The organism is Agaribacillus sp. DX54, assembly GCF_056858335.1.
This window is the reverse complement of the sequence record NZ_JBXEQE010000007.1, coordinates 118580-137102: the sequence shown is the minus strand read 5'-3', so window position 1 is coordinate 137102 and position 18523 is coordinate 118580. Positions and strand designations below refer to the sequence as shown.

Here is an 18523-nt window from a genome sequence, read left to right as displayed (position 1 = left end):
TTAAAATAAAGATTGATAAAATGGCAAAAATTATTATTCCAACTCCTTTGAGAAAGTTTACCAACAACCAAAAGGATGTACAGGTAAAAGGACAAACAGTCATTGAGGCTATCAATGACCTGATCGATGAATACCCGGAAATCGGCAATAATATTCTCAATGATGATGGTAGCATCAGAAATTTTGTGAGGGTATTTCTTGGTGATGAAGACATACAGGCCCTGAAAAATGAAGACACGGCAATCAGGGAAGATGCCGTAATCAGTATTATTCCGGCTATTGCAGGTGGCATATCGTAAACTAAAATAAAGCATTATTATAGTCATGGCAGAAGTAACTTTTAGCAAGGCCGAATTAGAAAGGTATAGCAGGCATCTGATCATACCTGAGTTTAACATCGAGGGGCAAAGAAAATTAAAAGAGGCAAAAGTTCTGGTAGTGGGAACAGGCGGGCTGGGTGCCCCGTTGATTCAATATCTCTCGGCCGCCGGAGTTGGTACCATAGGCATTGTGGATTTTGATGTGGTTGACGACAGTAATTTGCAAAGGCAGGTGCTATTCACCAGCGCGGACGTCGGCAGACCCAAGGTAGAAGTTGCTAAAGAAAGAATTGAGGCGCAAAACCCGTTTATCCAAATCATCACTTACAATACCCAGTTGACTTCTGAAAATGCCCTGGAAATTATCAGGGACTACGATGTTGTAGCAGATGGCACGGACAATTTCCCGACCAGGTATCTGGTCAACGATGCTTGTGTCCTTTCAGACAAAGTCAATGTCTATGCATCTATTTTCCGTTTTGACGGACAGGTGAGTGTTTTCAATCATCTCCATGAGGATGGGACAAGGGGGCCCAACTACAGGGATTTATTCCCTAGTCCGCCGCCACCTGGTTTGGTACCTAGCTGTGCGGAGGGGGGTGTACTGGGTGTATTGCCGGGAATTATCGGAAGTCTCCAGGCCAATGAAGTGATAAAGGTGATCACTGGCATTGGGGAGCCCCTGTCGGGACGAATGTTTATCTTTGACGCACTGAGCTTCGAAACCAGGACTTTGAATTTGAGAAAAGACGAGAAAAACCCGTTAAACGGCAAAAACCCTACTCAGACTGAACTGATTGACTACGAAATGTTTTGCGGAATCGGACAGGAGAACGGACAGACCGCTAACGTAAAAGAAATTACCGTAAAAGAACTGGAATCATGGCAGGCGGAGAAAAAAGATTTTCAGTTGATCGATGTCAGGGAAGGATATGAATATGATATCGCTAATCTGGGTGGAGAGCTGATTCCACTGGCGAAGGTTGAAAAAGCCGTGAATAAAATTGCCTCTGACAAAGAGGTGGTGATTCATTGCAGAAGTGGAAAACGCAGTGCAGATGCCATCCAGTTATTAGAACAGAAATACGGATTCAAAAATTTATATAATTTAAAAGGTGGAATACTTGCCTACGCCGATGAGATAGACCAATCATTGGCCAAATATTAATTTGCATGGTAAAAGAAAGGGGCAAGACCATGAAAGCTAATCTTGCCCCTTTCCTGTTTTATTTTTCTTAAATCACGGCGTATCCAAGGTTAAACCTGCCTGCCCTCCTGAAACTCTTGCCATTTTCCCCCCATTAATTATTCCCTCTGTGTCTTTGTGCCTCCGTGGTAAAAAATGGTTAACCACAAAGTTCCCCAAGGTCAGACAATTGACCAAACATCTAATAAAAATAACTAATTCATAAACATTTGATATTCAATAATTTATGAATTAGTATAGTAAGCACCAAGGCACAAAGAACTTTGCCGAAAACGTTGTGCAACAGCCACACCCGCCGGTGCCTGCCACCCTATACCAACCAACTTTTCACCTCCTCCAAATCGGGATTTTTCACTTCCTTCAGTTTCATTTTCTTCCGCATTCCGCAAACATCATTAAAAAGCTTATTGGGATTAGACTGTTTTAACTGTTCGATAGTTACCAAACCCAACTTCTGTAAAACAGGCACCAGCTCTTCCCTGACACCTACATCCACAAAATCCTTTTCGGTAGCATGTTGAGGCCTTTTTTCAGGTTTCATTTGAGGAAAGAATATAACATCCTGAATAGACGGCGAATTTGTCATGATCATCGCCAACCGGTCAATTCCTACTCCCAGACCAGCCGTTGGCGGCATTCCGTATTCCAGCGCCCTGAGAAAATCCTCATCCAACACCATCGCCTCATCATCTCCTCTTTTGCCTAATTCCAGTTGTTCTTCAAATCTCTTCCTTTGATCGACAGGATCATTCAACTCTGAAAAAGCATTACAAATCTCCTTACCATTACAAATGGTCTCGAACCTCTCTACAAGTCCTTCTTTTTCCCTATGTTTTTTTGCCAGCGGGGACATTTCAACCGGATAGTCTGTGATGTAGGTAGGCTGAATTAATAACGGTTCACAACACGTCCCAAAGATCTCATCTATCAGTTTACCCTTGCCCATAGTATCATCCACAGGCACATTAAGCTTTTTACACACTTCCCGCAGTTCCCACTCATTCATATCTGAAATGTCAATCCCCGTAAAATGTTCAATAGCTTCAAACATGGTATACCTTTTCCAGGGCCTTTTAAAATCGATCATATGCGCTCCCACCTGCACTTTTGTAGTGCCATGCAGATCAAGCGCCGCTTTTTCAATCATTTCCTCCACCAAATCCATCATCCAATTGTAATCTTTGTAAGCAACATACAATTCGACCTGCGTAAACTCCGGATTGTGAAAGCGCGACATACCTTCATTTCTAAAATCTTTGGCAAATTCAAAAACACCATCAAACCCTCCGACAATAAGCCTTTTTAAATAAAGCTCATTGGCAATTCTAAGGTATAGGGTCATATCCAAGGTATTATGATGCGTTTTGAAGGGCCTCGCTGCCGCTCCCCCGTATAAAGGCTGAAGAACAGGGGTTTCCACTTCAAGATAACCCTTTTCGGTCAAAAAATTCCTAATAGAATTTATCAGCCATGTTCTCTGTAAAAACGTTTTCTTCACTTCCGGATTGACTACCAAATCCACATAGCGCTGCCTGTACCTGAGCTCCGGGTCGGTAAAAGCATCATAGGTTTGCACATTTCCCTGCCCATCCTCAGCGTGTTTCACAATGGGCAAAGGCTTCAGCGATTTGGAAAGCAATTTCAGCTCAGTAACATGAATGGAGATCTCCCCTACCTGGGTTTTAAACACAAATCCATTCAACCCAATAATATCTCCAATATCCAATAATTTCTTAAAAACGGTATTATACAAAGTTTTATCTTCCCCAGGACAAATATCATCCCTTCTGACATAGAATTGGATTCTTCCCTTTTCATCCTGTATTTCCGCGAAGGAGGCCGATCCCATGACCCTTCGGCTCATTAGCCTTCCGGCAATGGATATTTCCTTAAAACTATCCGGATCGCTTTCAAAATTGGCTTTTATCTGCTCTGTGGTCACATTCACCTCAAATGATTCACTTGGATAGGGTGCTATACCTAACTCCAGCAAATGCTCTCTTTCCTTACGTCTTTGTATCTCTTGTTCGCTTAGATGCATGATTAGTTTGTTTAGAAATGCAAAAATAAACAAGTTTTGGTGGTAAAAAAGCAGAAACAGATTAGTTGTTACATTTGAGGGGAAGGGCTGCGGATCCCGTGTTGCCTTCCCCGCACTACACCTTCAAAAATCTCTATGGAAATTACATGATTTTTAATTTATATGGCAACAATTTTTAGCGGCTGTCAGTTAAATAAGTACTTCATATCGCTTAGTATTAAATATTTAATAACCATTTCATTATCGATTTTCAGGTTTTTTTTGTAAATATCATCCTTACTTTACATTGTAATACTTAGTTTTGAAGTGTAATTTGAGTCCACGATTATATTCTGTATCTTTACATAAGTTTAAACTTTAAAATATACTAGACATGCATGCATTATTAGCAATAGGAGGTTTGCCAGGAGGAATGGAATGGATACTGATTGTATTGGTAATATTGATTTTCTTTGGGGCAAAGAAAATTCCTGAATTGGCCAGAGGTCTGGGCAAAGGTATCAGAGAGTTCAAGGACGCCACAAAAGAAGTAAAAAAAGAGATAGAAGAAGGGGAAAAGACGGTTAAAGAATAGTGGTATCGGTAAATTATTCTTCCCTTGAGGCTATACAGGATGAGATCAGAAAAGGGGATCTGAACTGTGTCTCAATGGTCAGACATTACCTTCAAAACATTGAGGAAAAGCGTCATCTTAATGTATTTTTAGAAGTATACAAAGATGAAGCGCTGGCAAGGGCAGAAGAAATTGACCTTAAATTCAGGCAGGGAACCCAGGGCAGGCTGGCAGGGTTAGTTGTGGGTTTAAAGGATCTGCTTTGTTATAAAGATCACCGAATACAAGGAGGAAGTAAGATTCTGGAGGGATTTGAGTCGCAGTTTTCAGCAACTGCAGTAAAAAGACTGATAGCAGAAGATGCTATCATCATAGGAAGGCAAAACTGCGACGAATTCGGGATGGGTTCTTCCAATGAGAATTCACCCTTCGGCCCTACGCTGAACGAGATGGACAACACCAGGGTTCCGGGAGGATCTTCGGGGGCGAGTGCCGTGTCGGTTCAGGCAGATATGTGTCAGGTAGCGTTGGGCTCAGATACCGGTGGGTCGGTCAGACAACCGGCAGCATTTTGTGGAATTATTGGTTTGAAACCAACTTATTCCAGAATATCGAGGCATGGTTTGATTGCGTATGCCTCATCATTCGACACGATTGGCATTTTTTCGAAAAGCATTGAAGATAATGCGCTGGTACTGGAAGTAATTGCCGGAAAAGATGATTACGACAGTACTGTTTCGCAGAAAAAAGTAGAAAACTATACAGGGGCCATTAGCTATGATAAAAAAGCCAGGGTCGCCTACCTTAAAGAGACTTTTGAAAGTGAGGGTTTAAATAATGATATAAAAGAAAAAACCCTTGGCACGTTGGATTTTTTAAGAAGAGAAGGACATAGCGTGGATGAAATAGTATTTCCTTTGATGAAATATACCCTTCCGACTTATTATATTTTGACTACTGCCGAAGCTAGCTCTAATTTATCCAGATACGATGGTGTGAAGTACGGGTATCGGAGTCCAAAGGGAAAAGATTTGCTTTCCATGTATAAAAAAAGCAGATCGGAAGGGTTTGGACCGGAAGTAATAAGAAGAATTATGCTGGGGACTTTTGTTTTAAGTGCCAGCTACTACGACGCTTATTACACCAAAGCGCAAAAGGTAAGAAGGTTGATTAAGGATCAGACACAGTCGATCCTTTCAGATTACGATTTTATCATTTTGCCAACAACCCCCACGCCTCCTTTCAAAATCGGGGAGAAAAAAAACGACCCGCTTGAAATGTATCTGGCTGACTTGTTTACTGTACAGGCCTCTGTGGCTGGTATTCCCGCTGTATCCATTCCTAATGGGACTGATAAAGACGGATTACCCATAGGGCTGCAAATAATGACGAATGATTTCAAGGAAAAGGAACTTTTTTCGTTTAGTAAGTATATATTAGATAAACAGTAGCTTTTTTTAAGATATGGTAAAGGTTAGTGAAAAATGGGTATTAGTGGTTCTGCTGGGTTTTACAGTAAGGGATGGTAGTTTTGGACAAGAAATCAAACTTGACCATGATACCATTGATATACATCAGCCCGATTCCCTGATGATAGAAGATACACCGCAGGTTTTTATCTCTCCCGATTATATTCCCGATGTACCTTACGATCTTGTAGGAGACAGGCTTTCCTGTCTTGAAAAAGATATCCCTCTGAATTATAATAGCCGGGTACGAGGTTTCATAGAATACTTTGCCGTAAGGAACCGGGCGTATACGCAGAGAATGATTAACCGGAAAAACCTGTATTTCCCCATTTTTGAAAAGTATCTTAAAAAATATGGGCTACCTGACGAATTGAAATACCTGGCCATTGTCGAATCCGGGTTGGAACCCGGTGCTACCTCCAGAGTCGGCGCAGGAGGTTTATGGCAATTTATGCCGGCAACCGGAAGGTTGTACGGACTTAATCAGGATTGGTATATTGATGAAAGAAGAGATCCGGAAAAAGCTACCGAAGCGGCCTGTAAATATCTAAAATTTCTTTACGATTATTTTGATGATTGGGAACTGGCCCTGGCCGCTTACAACTCAGGGCCTGGCAACGTAAGAAAGGCCATCCGCCGGTCGGGTTACAAGAAAAAATTCTGGGAAGTATACCGCTACCTTAAAAGGGAAACCAGATCGTATGTGCCCCAGTTTGTGGCAGTGATGTACGTGTTGAACTATGCAGATGAGCATAATTTCCATCAGGATAGCCTGTTGTATGCCTGGGAAACCGACACCATCACAGTCAATAAATACCTGAATCTTGAAACGTTTGCGAGTTTAACCAACATTTGTCTGGAAGACCTGGCCCGGCTTAACCCGGAGCTAAAACGTAGCGCGGTACCGGATTACGTAAAAAACTATCCGTTAAAAATACCGGCTGATAAATACAATTTCATTGATTACAAAAGGTCTTACATTCTTGACTCAGCCAACAGAAAGGGCAGGAAAGAACTAGAGTTTATTGCCAAAAACAGTGTTGGCAGTACTTATGGAAAGAAAAAGGTGGTCCATAGGGTGAGAAGAGGTGACGTGATCGGAAAGATTGCGGAAAGGTACAAGGTCAGGGTGTCTGATATCAGGGCCTGGAATAACTTAAGAGGCAATACAATAAGAATTGATCAGCGGCTGGCTGTCTGGGTAAGACCGGATCAGGTAAATAAAGTGAACAGGCCGGTGATGGCTAAGAACGCCAGCCCGCAGCAGCAAATCGATCTTAAAAATGCCAGGGTTTTATACAAGGTACAACCAGGAGATACATTGTGGGATATCTCCAGAAAATATAAAAATCTGAGCATTGATAAAATTAAGAAACTAAATAATTTGAAAACCAATAAAATCAAACCAGGCCAGACATTGGTACTGGGGTAAAACTTTAAGCACATTTTCCACCCTGCCCAGGTCCCCGGAACCTACCATTTATCCAGTGGCACAGGTTAAGTTATTGTGACTTTTTCGCTATCCTGTTATTATTTAATTAATATCTGTCAACGAATATTTAATTAGATATTTTTAAAACCTTTACGGATTTATTTAATTTAAGACGCTATTGAAAATAGACCTTCAAATGAGAAGATTAAACAAAGCAAGCAAGCTTTTAAGAAATTGTGTGATGGTCGCACTTTCTTTTCTGATTCTGAGCTGCGGTGAACAAATTGAAAAAGGGAATAAAGACCTTCTTCCCGATGCGGCCGGTGAAATTACCGAGGTGTTGGTCGTGATCGATTCAGCGAAATGGGCAGGGCCGGTGGGCAGGTTTTTCAGAGAATCCCTGGGTGCCCCTATCCAGGGCCTGCCGCAGGATGAGCCTCAATTTACCCTCAGAAGGATTGATCCCCTCAAAATGAATGACGTCTTGAAAGTTGCCAGAAGTATCATTTATGTTACCATTCTGAATGACCTTAGCAGGGCAGGAATTTTTATGAGGAATAATGTAACTCCCGAATCCATAGCGCGAATTAAAAATGAGCCGGAACTGTTTATGTATACCAAACAGGATGAATACGCCAGAGGCCAGGAGATTACTCACCTTTTTGGCACCGATGATGAATCCCTGTTAAAGAATCTTAATAAAAATAAGGACCGGTTAATGAACTATTTTGTGCAGATCGCCAAAGACCGGACCAAGACAGATTTGTACAGAACCGGTGAAAAGAAAAAGCTAAGCGAAGGAATCGCGGATAAATACAAGTTTTCTTTAAGAGTACCGGATGGCTACCGCATTGCCGATGAACAAGATGACTTTTTATGGCTTAGGTACCTTGATAAAGACGTAGATAAAAGTATTTTTGTTTATTTTACCGATTACACCACCCAGGATGTTTTTAAAGAAGAAAACCTACTGGCCTTAAGGGAAAAAATTACCTCCACTTACCTCAGAGACGTGGAAAAACCGGAAATATATATAACTTATCAGGATATTTTGCCAATGAAAGCACAGGCCACAACTTTTCATGACGAATTTGCCATGAAAGCTTTCGGGTTATGGAAAGCCAGTGACAATTCATTGGGTGGCCCCTACAGGAGTTATACATTTGTGGATCAAAAGCTTAACCGGTTATATTATATGGAAGCGTACGTAACAGCCCCGGGAATGGATAAGCGGGAAGCGCTCATGGAGTTAGAAGTAATCATGTCAACATTTAAGAGCCAGACGCAGTTAGAAAATGAGATTAATTCTTAATATTGTGTTTCAGCTAAATTTCAAAATAAGCCCAATCTATTAACTTATGTCAATAAAAATCAGGAAAGAGGACGCCTTGAACTATCACACCCAGGGCCAGCCCGGAAAAATAGAGGTGATTCCTACTAAAATCTTAAGTACACAACTTGATCTTGCATTGGCATACTCACCCGGTGTAGCAGAACCCTGTCTGGAAATAGCGGATAATGAGGAAAATGTCTACAAATATACTTCAAAAGGAAATCTCGTAGGCGTTATTTCTAATGGCACCGCTGTACTCGGGCTGGGTAATATCGGTCCGGAAGCCTCAAAACCTGTCATGGAAGGAAAGGGGGTCCTGTTCAAAAAGTTTGCAGGGATCGATGTGTTCGACATCGAGATCAATGAAGAGGATCCGGATGCTTTTATTAAAATTGTTAAATCACTTGAGCCAACCTTCGGGGGAATCAACCTGGAAGATATAAAAGCACCGGAAAGTTTTAAAATTGAGGCATCACTAAGGGATCAGATGAATATCCCCGTCATGCATGACGATCAGCATGGCACCGCTATTATTTCAAGTGCTGGTCTTTTAAACGCCTTGATCCTGGTTGAGAAAAAGATTGATGACCTATATATAGTGGTCAACGGGGCGGGTGCATCAGCTATTGCATGTACCAAACTCTATGCGGCATTGGGGGCAAAAAAAGAAAACATAGTCATGCTGGACAGTGCCGGTGTGGTCAGAAAAGACAGGGAGAATCTGGATCCGGTCAAGGCCGAATTTGCTACCGGAAAGGACTTAAATACACTGGATGAAGCCATAAAAGGCGCTGATATGTTTTTAGGGCTATCCAAAGGTAATGTCCTCACACCGGAAAATGTATTATCCATGGCAAAAGATCCAATCGTTTTTGCACTGGCTAACCCGGATCCTGAGATATCCTATCAATCCGCCATGGCTACCCGGAGCGATATCATCATGGCTACCGGGAGATCCGACCATCCCAACCAGATCAATAATGTGTTGGGTTTTCCCTACATCTTCAGGGGGGCACTGGATGTGAGGGCCACTGCCATCAACGAAGAAATGAAACTGGCGGCAGTGAAAGCGCTGGCAGATTTGTCAAGGGAACCCGTACCGGATTTAGTCAGCAAAGCCTATGGGCTGGACAAGCTGAAATTTGGTAAAGATTACCTCATTCCCAAACCACTGGACCCCCGGTTAATCACCACTATTTCACCAGCAGTAGCTAGGGCCGCGATAGACACCCGTGTAGCCAAATATCATATTAAAAACTGGGATCAGTACGAAATAGATTTGCAAAAAAGGATCGGAATAGATCAAAAAATCATTTCAAGGATCATAAACCGGGCTAAGAATAATCCTAAAAGGGTGGTATTCGCTGAAGCTGACAACTATAAGATACTGAAAGCCGCGCAAACTGTAGCAGAAGAAGGCATAGGTATACCAATCCTGCTGGGCAATCAAAAGCATATAGACAAGTTGTGCGAGCAGTACCACCTCGAACTACATAATTCCGAGATCATTGACACCTCCCGGGAGGAAGCCAAAACAGAAGAGTTTGGTAAAGTTTTGTATGAAAAAAGAAAACGCAAAGGTCTTACCTATTATGAAGGCAAAAAGCTGATGCGCGACAGAAACTATTTCGGCGCCATGATGGTGCAATGTGGGGAGGCTGATGCTTTGATCTCCGGCTTAACCAAAGATTATCCTAAAACCATACTCCCTGCCCTGCAAATCATTGGTACCGAAGAGGGAATCGACCGGGTCGCGGGTATGTATATCATTTCTACCAAAATCGGTACATTTTTCTTTGCCGACACCACCGTAAATGTGGATCCGACAGCAGAAGAATTGGTGGATATAATCGGTCTTACTGCCAGGGGCGTACGTTTCTTCGATTATGAACCCCGTATTGCTGTGCTTTCTTATTCCAACTTTGGTTCTAGTAAGGGCCCTGTGCCTGGCAAGACCAGTAAGGCCGCTGAACTGGCCCGCAAAAAATATCCCGGTCTGACCATCGATGGAGACATTCAGGCCAATGTAGCCATTAACACGGACATACAACAATCCAACTACCCATTTAGTGAGCTGGCGAAAGAAGGTGCCAATACTTTTGTATTCCCTGATCTGGCCAGCGGTAACATCGCCTATAAAATGGTTATGGAGTTAGGCGGTGCCGAAGGAATTGGCCCCATTTTGATGGGCATGAATAAACCTGTACATATCTTACAACTAGGCAGTTCAGTAAGAGAAATTGTAAATATGGTCGCCATCGCCGTAGTAGACGCGCAATGGGCAAAGAAAAAAGAAGCCAGGAAACCTGGGAAAAAATGATCGCTTATATAGAAGGTAAGTTAACCTGGAAAGATCCTACATTTGTTATTATAGATATTGGGGGTATAGGATACGAAATCAAGATTTCGTTGGGAACATTTACCGCCATTAAAGATCTGGAGAGGTGCAAATTACATACCTATTTACATGTTAAGGAGGATAGCCATACCTTGTTTGGTTTTTTCGAGCCAATTGAAAAAAAAATATTTTTATCCCTTATTTCCATAACAGGTGTGGGCCCAAGCACCGGGTTAATGGTGCTTTCGTCACTTTCAGCCAATGAATTACAGGAGGCAATCATTCATGGAGATGTATCAACCATTCAGTCCGTGAAAGGCATCGGAGCCAAAACCGCACAAAGAATTGTACTGGAGTTAAAAGATAAAATGGCCAAAGAAAACCTAGGTGATAATTATGCGATAATTCAACAAAAATCGTACAATACGGTGAAAAATGAAGCGTTATCAGCACTAATGACATTGGGGTATAATAAAGGAATGGCGACAAAAACTATTGATGGAATTTTGAAGAACTCCAAGGAAGAAATTAGCTTGGAAGAGTTAATAAGACTTGCTCTTAAAACTGCTTAATCGAATAGTAAAAACTTGATTTTATCTAGACTAAACGGATATTTGTTATTTATCCTGACCGGATCCTTAGTGATGGCGAATTGGTTTTGGTCTAATGGAAATCTGTCGCGCGGCAATCAGGGCTCACTAATCCCCACCGAACCGGGGCTGGAATATTATAAGATCGATACCACCGGTAATGATTCTACGCAAAACAATGTTCAGACGCAAGATACTACAAAAGCAGATACCACCAATCGTCAACTGCCCTATCAACCAACCAGGCAACCTACTTTTCGGCCCAAAGACCGTTTCGGTGATCCGTTTTCCTTTGATTTAAGTCCATCACCTTTACTGCTAAAAGACCCTTCCGGCCTGATGCTGGATGTGGAAATCGATACCGGACTCAATTATACGATCTACGAAAAAATGGGTGATGTGAATTTTCGTCCAACCACTTCCATGTCTTTTGAGGAATTCTCTGATTATCAGGAAAAAAAAATATTAAAAGATTACTGGAAATCCCGGTCCCGTGGGCTGGATGGAGAAAGCCCGGTCAGTTCAAGAAGCCTCATTCCGCCATTGTATATCAGCCCGGTATTCGATAGGATCTTCGGTGGCAGCAGAATAGACATTGTGCCCAGTGGATTTGTTACCCTTGATTTCGGTTCAAGATTTGAAAGGGTATTTAACCCTTCCATTCCTATCAGGCAACAAAGAAATATTACACCACTGGAGTTCGATCAGCAAATAACTATGAATGTGGTGGGTAGCATTGGCGAAAAATTAAAAGTGACTACCAATTTTGATAACAATAACTCATTTGATTTTGAAAATAACTTCAAAGTAGAATATACCGGATTTGAGGAAGACATAATCAAAAAAATTGAAATCGGGAATGTAAGTTTACCCCTTAATAATAGCCTGATAACCGGTTCTCAAAACCTTTTTGGCTTTAAAACCCAATTGCAGTTCGGCAAATTATTTGTCACGGCCGTTGCCTCCACACAAAGGGGTAAAACGGATGTAGTTGAAATAAACGGAGGAAGTACAGGAGGGCAGGCCCGCGAGTTTGAAATCAGGGGGTCAGACTATGATGAAAACCGGCACTTTTTTCTGGGACACTTTTTCCGTGAAAATTATGAAAACTGGTTGCAGCGTATCCCCCAGATCATCTCGGGCATCAATATCACGCGGGTGGAGGTTTATGTAATCAACAGAAACAATACTACTGAGACGCTCAGGAACTTTGCCGCTTTTATGGATCTGGCTGAGCCCACAAGAATATATAATACCGACTTTGTTACCTCTAATGATCCGAATGCCCCAAATAGCAACGGCGCCAATACACTTTTCAACGAATTAAGAGGCAACGATGCCATCAGGGATCCCGACGAGGTAACAGAAATACTGGAACAGCAGTATAGAATGGTCAATGCCACGGAATTTAATGTGGTTACGAGTGCCCGGAAGTTAGATGAAAGGGAATACGCCTTTCATCCCCAGCTCGGCTATGTATCCTTGTTCCGGCAATTGCAGAACGATGAGGTACTGGCAGTTTCCTATGAATACACCTTTAATGGGCAGCGTTACCAGGTAGGTGAGCTGACAGAAGATTATCAAAACCGGCAAGATGATGAGGTGATTATCCTGAAAATGCTAAGACCCAGCAAAATCAACATCAGGGATCCGGATAACAGGCCCATTCCCACTTGGGACCTGATGATGAAAAATATTTACAATCTGAATGCCAGCCAGGTCATACGTGAAAACTTTCAGTTAAGAGTGATCTACCGGGATGACAGGACCGGTATTGACAACCCAAGTCTGCACGAAGGGATCAACACCCAAAATGTACCCCTCGTCGAACTCTTTAATCTCGACCGGCTGAATCAACAGGGAGATGAGCAACCGGATGGAAATTTCGATTTTATAGAGGGCGTTAGCATTGATACGGAAAAGGGCAACATCATTTTTCCGGTGCTTGAACCCTTTGGCGATCATTTAAGAAGCTTTTTCATCGGGGATCCCAATCAGGATAACCTGATCAATAAATTTGTGTTTGACACCTTATACGCCAGTACCAAGTTCGACGCACAACGGAATACGTTGCTGGACAAATTTTTCATCAACGGATCCCTGCAGGCCGGTTCGTCCAATGAAATTGCACTGCCGGGAATCAATATTGCCGAAGGCTCCGTCCAGGTGCTTGCCGGTAATACCCCACTTACTGAGGGGGTGGATTACCAGGTAGACTATACCTTTGGAAAGGTGACAATCATTAACGAAGGTATTCTGAATTCCGGACGGCCTATTAGAATTACCTATGAAAAGTCCGACCTTTTCAACTTCCAGGCACGCAGCCTGTTCGGGGCAAGGTTTGACTATCTGGTCAATGAAAATTTCAACATAGGCGCGACCTTGTTACATCTCAATGAAAGACCCCTTATATCCAGAATAAGCGTAGGTGACGAACCTTTGAGGAACACCAAGTATGGTTTTGATATAAACTACAACAAAGAATCCAGGTTTTTAACCAAACTAACAGATGCGTTACCCTTGATCCAAACCAAGGAACGATCTGCCGTCACCTTCAACGGAGAATTTGCCCAGTTAATCCCTGGCACTTCCAATATCGTAGATGGGGACGGCACTTCCTACCTCGACGATTTTGAGGCCGCTGTTACCCCTTTTAATCTGGGAGGTAATGTACTAACCTGGAGTTTAGCCAGTACGCCTATTACGGAGGACGACGCCTTTAACGGCAATGCCCCTACGGGAGATCTATCGTTTGGTTATAAAAGGGCAAAACTGGCCTGGTACATTATCGATAACATATTCTACAGAAGTAGTGGAATCAATGTCCCTTCCAATATCAGCGACGAGGACAATTTTAATCACTACATCAGAGAGGTGACCCCACAGGAAATATTCATCAACCAGGACCAGCAGGTGCTCAACCTTGCACTACCGTTGTTCAATCTGGCTTATTTCCCTTCAGAAAGAGGACAATATAATTATAACCCCCAGTTAAATCCTGACGGTACCCTACCCAACCCTGCCAGTAACTGGGGCGGGATAACCCGGGCCATCACTTCTGAGGTGGATTTTGATAAGGCCAACATCGAGTTTATTGAATTTTGGCTGATGGATCCGTTCCTGCCCGGAGAAAATGGCCGGGTACTGGACGGAATACAAAACACGAATAATACCACCGGGGGCCGGTTTGTGCTAAACCTGGGAAGTATATCGGAAGATGTTATTAAAGACAACAGACACGGCTTTGAAAATGGCCTTCCGGGTGACGGAAGCAACGACAATGTGGAGGTGACACCCTGGGGAAGGGTCACCACACAACAGTTTTTAACACCACAATTTGACAATTCTGCCGATTCCAGACCTAATCAGGATGTAGGGCTCGATGGATTGAGAAGTGAAGACGAGGCTACGACTTTTTCTGACTTTTTAAACAATATACCTGCATCCGCCAGAACGATTGTAGAAGCTGATCCGTCGGCAGACAACTTCCAATTCTATCTTGGAGATGAACTGGATGAGAGGGATGCCAAGATTTTGGAAAGGTATAAAAACTTTAATGGTATGGAGGGCAACAGTCCCATTATTTCAGGTAACTCAAGCATCACCCCTTCCGGCTCAAATCTACCTGAAAATGAAGATCTCAATAAAGACAACACCTTGTCTGGCCTGGAGGAGTATTACGAATATACCATCAATCTGAGGCCTGGCCAACTGGAAGTGGGCAGAGAAAATATCGTGGACAGAGTAACTGCCAATGTTAACGGACAAAATGTCGACTGGTACCTGTTTCGCATACCAATCAGGAATCCTGACAGGATCGAGGGGAATATTAGTGATTTCAAATCCATCCGGTATTTGAGAACTTACTTAACCGGGTTTTCACAGCCTGTGGTATTGAGAATGGCTAATTTCCAGATGGTAGGCAGCCAGTGGATCAAAGAAGTTGAAAGCCTCGAATCACCGGGAATAGGTACACCCATAGAAGCTGCCAACACTGAATTTAATATTTCAGTAGTGAATATTGAACAAAACAGCCAGCCAGCCCCTGACAAAATTCGCTATGTTTTGCCTCCTGGATTTGAACGGGACAGGGATAATACAACGATCAACCAGGTGCAGTTAAATGAGCAATCTTTAGTACTCACCGTCAGGGAATTGGAGGACAGGGATGCCAGGGGAGTTTTTAAAAACGTTAACTTTGATCTCATTAACTACGGCAATATAAAAATGTTTCTTCATGCCCAAGGAGAAGATATACAGGATGGCGAGGCAACGGCCTTCCTGAGATTGGGTACGGACAAGACGCAGAATTACTATGAAATCGAGGTGCCTTTAATTATTACGCCTTTCGGTACCACATCACCGGAAGGAATATGGCCTAAAGATAACGAAATAGATGTAACGCTGGATGAACTATTCCAGTTAAAATCACTCCGGAACAGAACCAGGGACGAGAGAAATTTCCGCTTTTCGAATATTGAAGGGCCCCTGGAAACCGGCCAAACCAGATTAACCATAAAGGGTAATCCTGATTTAAGTTCCGTGCAGGTGATGATGATCGGTATCAGAAACCCTGAAAGTCCCGACAGGGCACCAAAATCTTTGTCCATATGGGCCAATGAATTACGGGTAGGGGATTTTGACACCCGGGCCGGATGGGCAGCCAACGCCAGGCTAAATGCCCAGTTGGCTGATTTTGCCAATGTAACGGCTTCTACCAGATATTCGTCGGTAGGCTGGGGCTCAATACAGGAAAAAATATCCGACAGGGAAAGGGACGAAACCCTGCAATTTGACGTGGCTGCCAATGTAAATCTCGATAAGTTCTTTCCTGAAAAACTGGGATTGAGTATACCCATGTATGTGGGCTATGAAAAAGTGAGAATTAAACCATTTTTTGACCCGAAAGACCCCGATGTGCCTTTACAGTCAACCCTGAATTCCATGGCGGAAGAGGAACGCAACAATTACAAGGACATTGTCACTGACAACACGGAAAGAAAAAGTATAAATTTTACCAATGTCAGGGTCAACAAAACCAATCCGGAGGCGAAAAATCACATTTACGATATTTCCAATTTTTCTTTTACCTACGCCTTCAGTGAAGAAACCCGGAGTAATTTCAATACCGAGTCCTACCTTTACAGAACTTACAGAGGGGCTGTAGCCTATAATTTTGCGCCGCAGGAGGTAAGTGTGGAACCCTTTCAAAAGGCAAAATTCCTGGAATCCCCTTACCTGCAACTATTAAAGGATTTTAACTTTTCGCCTATTCCCAATAACATTTCCGTCAGGTTTGACCTTGACCGGCGGTTTGTTAAAACACAGTTCCGGAATGAAAACCTGACTACCGAAGGCATAGCGCCGAATTTTGAAAAATACTTCACATTTAACAGGGTTTACAATGTCAGATGGGGCCTTACCAAAAGCCTTTCGATGGATTATGCGGCGAGGGCCAACGCAGTTATTGACGAACCGCTCGGGGAGATCGATACCGATGAGGAAAGACAAGAAATATGGGATAACCTGAGGGATTTTGGCCGGATGAAAAACTTTGATCAGGACATTTCCTTTAATTACAGGTTACCGCTGGATAAAATTCCCTTCACCGACTGGATCAGGGCAGATGCCCGGTATAGTGTAGGGTATACCTGGACAGCAGGCGCTTTGAATCAACAGGAAGAATTTGGCAATATCATTCAAAACAACCGTCAAAGAAACCTGACCGGCAAGTTTGACCTTGTGGGCTTGTACAACAAGATTAAGTTTTTCAAGGAAATCAACTCCCCTGCCCCACCACCACGTCGCCGGGCTCCGCCCAATCGGAATCAGGAAGAAGGCGAACAGGAAGAAAATGTGTTAAAACGTGACAACAAAGGCGTGAAGGGTTTTTTTCGCTTGTTAATGTCGGTAAGATCAGTGGATTTCACCTACAATGTTGGAGAAGGCACCTATTTGCCTGGGTTTAATCAGACCCCTTTTCTTTTTGGGCTGGATTCAGCCTTTAGCGCCCCGGGCATTCCGTTTATTCTGGGCAGCCAGGATATATCTATCAGGGACAGAGCTCTAAGAAACGGATGGTTGGTAAACAGTGAAGAGTTAACTACCCCATTTAGCCAGTCCAATAATATTGATCTCAATATTAATGCGGTGGTAGAGCCTTTTAAAGACTTTCGGATAACCCTGAAGGCAAGAAAGCAAAAAACAAATGCATATCAGGAAATCTTCAGAAACGGGCAATCTTTGAATCCTTCCCGTACGGGCAGCTACAGCATTTCCTTCTTTACCTTAAAAACCGCCTTCAAAAGAGATAACAACAATGATGTCTCACCTGTCTTTCAGGATTTCGAAAACAATCGACAGACAATCCTGAACAGGCTGGCCCAAACCAACGAAGACCTGGCTGGTCTTCCCCTTAATTCACAGGATGTATTAATCCCGGCATTTATCGCGGCCTACACCGGACAAGATGTCAACGAAGTCAACCTTACCCCCTTTCCAAAAGTGCCTGTGCCCAACTGGACATTGAGCTATTCGGGGTTATCCAAGTTGAATGCCTTCAAAGACATTTTCAGATCCATCACTGTCAACCATACCTATAACTCCTCTTATGATGTCAGAAACTTTACCAGTTCCCTGTTTTATGAGGAAGGAATAACCCTGGATAAACGAGTGGAAGATTACAGGCCACCTTCATTAACCAATGAAGAAGGTAATTTTATACCGGAATTAGTGCTCAACCAGGTATCCATTACCGAAAGCTTTTCACCTTTGATAGGCATCAATCTGAGCACTAAAAAAAGGATGAACATCAACGTAGAATACAGGACAGAAAGAAGCCTGGCGCTAAATATGTCCAACGCGCAGATAACAGAGCTGACCCGGAATGATTTTTCATTAACCTTTGGCTATACAAAAGCCAAGTTTAAACTCCCCTTCCGCTCGCAAGGCAAAACGATTACCCTGCAAAACGACCTGTCATTCAAGATGCAGATGTCGATAGGGGATAATAAAACCGTACAAAGAAAAATCGAAGACTCCAATACAATAACCAATGGGACAAGGAGTTTTCAACTGAGGCCAACGATTGACTATGTAGTGGATGAAAAACTGAGTGTCCAGGTGTATTTCGAACGCAATGTCAATGACCCCCGGGTATCGGCCAGTTTTAAAAGGGCCACGACCGCATTTGGCACCCGTATCAGGTTCAGCCTCTCGCAATAACCAGGCTCTAGCAGGC

Annotated in this window: 10 protein-coding genes; 9 read left to right on the top strand and 1 reads right to left on the bottom strand. The window is 42.9% G+C overall.

Annotation, left to right across the window (positions count from 1 at the left end):
- Positions 1-20 precede the first annotated feature (20 nt).
- Entirely contained in the window at positions 21-299 is a 279-nt protein-coding gene (locus AC04NP_RS10470) for a MoaD/ThiS family protein (protein WP_482859688.1), read from the top strand.
- Positions 300-324: 25 nt separating this feature from the next.
- Positions 325-1488 (top strand): molybdopterin-synthase adenylyltransferase MoeB, encoded by a 1164-nt coding sequence (gene moeB / locus AC04NP_RS10465; protein ID WP_482859687.1) that lies wholly within the window; start codon positions 325-327, stop codon positions 1486-1488.
- Positions 1489-1837: 349 nt separating this feature from the next.
- On the opposite strand, the gene lysS is transcribed toward moeB, so the two are convergent.
- On the bottom strand, positions 1838-3568 hold the full coding sequence (gene lysS, locus AC04NP_RS10460) for a lysine--tRNA ligase (protein ID WP_482859686.1): 1731 nt from the start codon (positions 3566-3568) through the stop codon (positions 1838-1840).
- Between the two features lie 373 nt (positions 3569-3941).
- On the opposite strand from lysS, the gene tatA reads away from it, so the two are divergent.
- The 7 genes from tatA to sov all read left to right on the top strand — a co-directional run bounded on the left by tatA (position 3942) and on the right by sov (position 18507).
- Positions 3942-4142: a twin-arginine translocase TatA/TatE family subunit gene (gene tatA, locus AC04NP_RS10455; RefSeq protein WP_482859685.1), complete on the top strand. Its 201-nt coding sequence runs from the start codon at positions 3942-3944 to the stop codon at positions 4140-4142.
- Entirely contained in the window at positions 4142-5572 is a 1431-nt protein-coding gene (gatA, locus tag AC04NP_RS10450; protein ID WP_482859684.1) for an Asp-tRNA(Asn)/Glu-tRNA(Gln) amidotransferase subunit GatA, read from the top strand. Before tatA ends, gatA begins: the two co-directional genes overlap by 1 nt.
- A 13-nt stretch (positions 5573-5585) precedes the next feature.
- The gene (locus AC04NP_RS10445; RefSeq protein WP_482859683.1) at positions 5586-7022 is read left to right on the top strand and encodes a lytic transglycosylase domain-containing protein; all 1437 of its coding nucleotides are present in this window, start codon (positions 5586-5588) and stop codon (positions 7020-7022) included.
- A gap of 196 nt (positions 7023-7218) precedes the next feature.
- Positions 7219-8334 (top strand): DUF4837 family protein, encoded by a 1116-nt coding sequence (locus AC04NP_RS10440; RefSeq protein WP_482859682.1) that lies wholly within the window; start codon positions 7219-7221, stop codon positions 8332-8334.
- A 46-nt stretch (positions 8335-8380) separates the two neighbouring features.
- Positions 8381-10675: an NADP-dependent malic enzyme gene (locus tag AC04NP_RS10435; protein ID WP_482859681.1), complete on the top strand. Its 2295-nt coding sequence runs from the start codon at positions 8381-8383 to the stop codon at positions 10673-10675.
- Positions 10672-11265, top strand: a complete 594-nt coding sequence (gene ruvA, locus AC04NP_RS10430; RefSeq protein WP_482859680.1) for a Holliday junction branch migration protein RuvA — start codon at positions 10672-10674, stop codon at positions 11263-11265. The genes AC04NP_RS10435 and ruvA overlap by 4 nt, the downstream gene beginning before the upstream one ends.
- 15 nt (positions 11266-11280) lie before the next feature.
- Positions 11281-18507 (top strand): T9SS outer membrane translocon Sov/SprA, encoded by a 7227-nt coding sequence (gene sov / locus AC04NP_RS10425; protein WP_482859678.1) that lies wholly within the window; start codon positions 11281-11283, stop codon positions 18505-18507.
- Positions 18508-18523 lie beyond the last annotated feature (16 nt).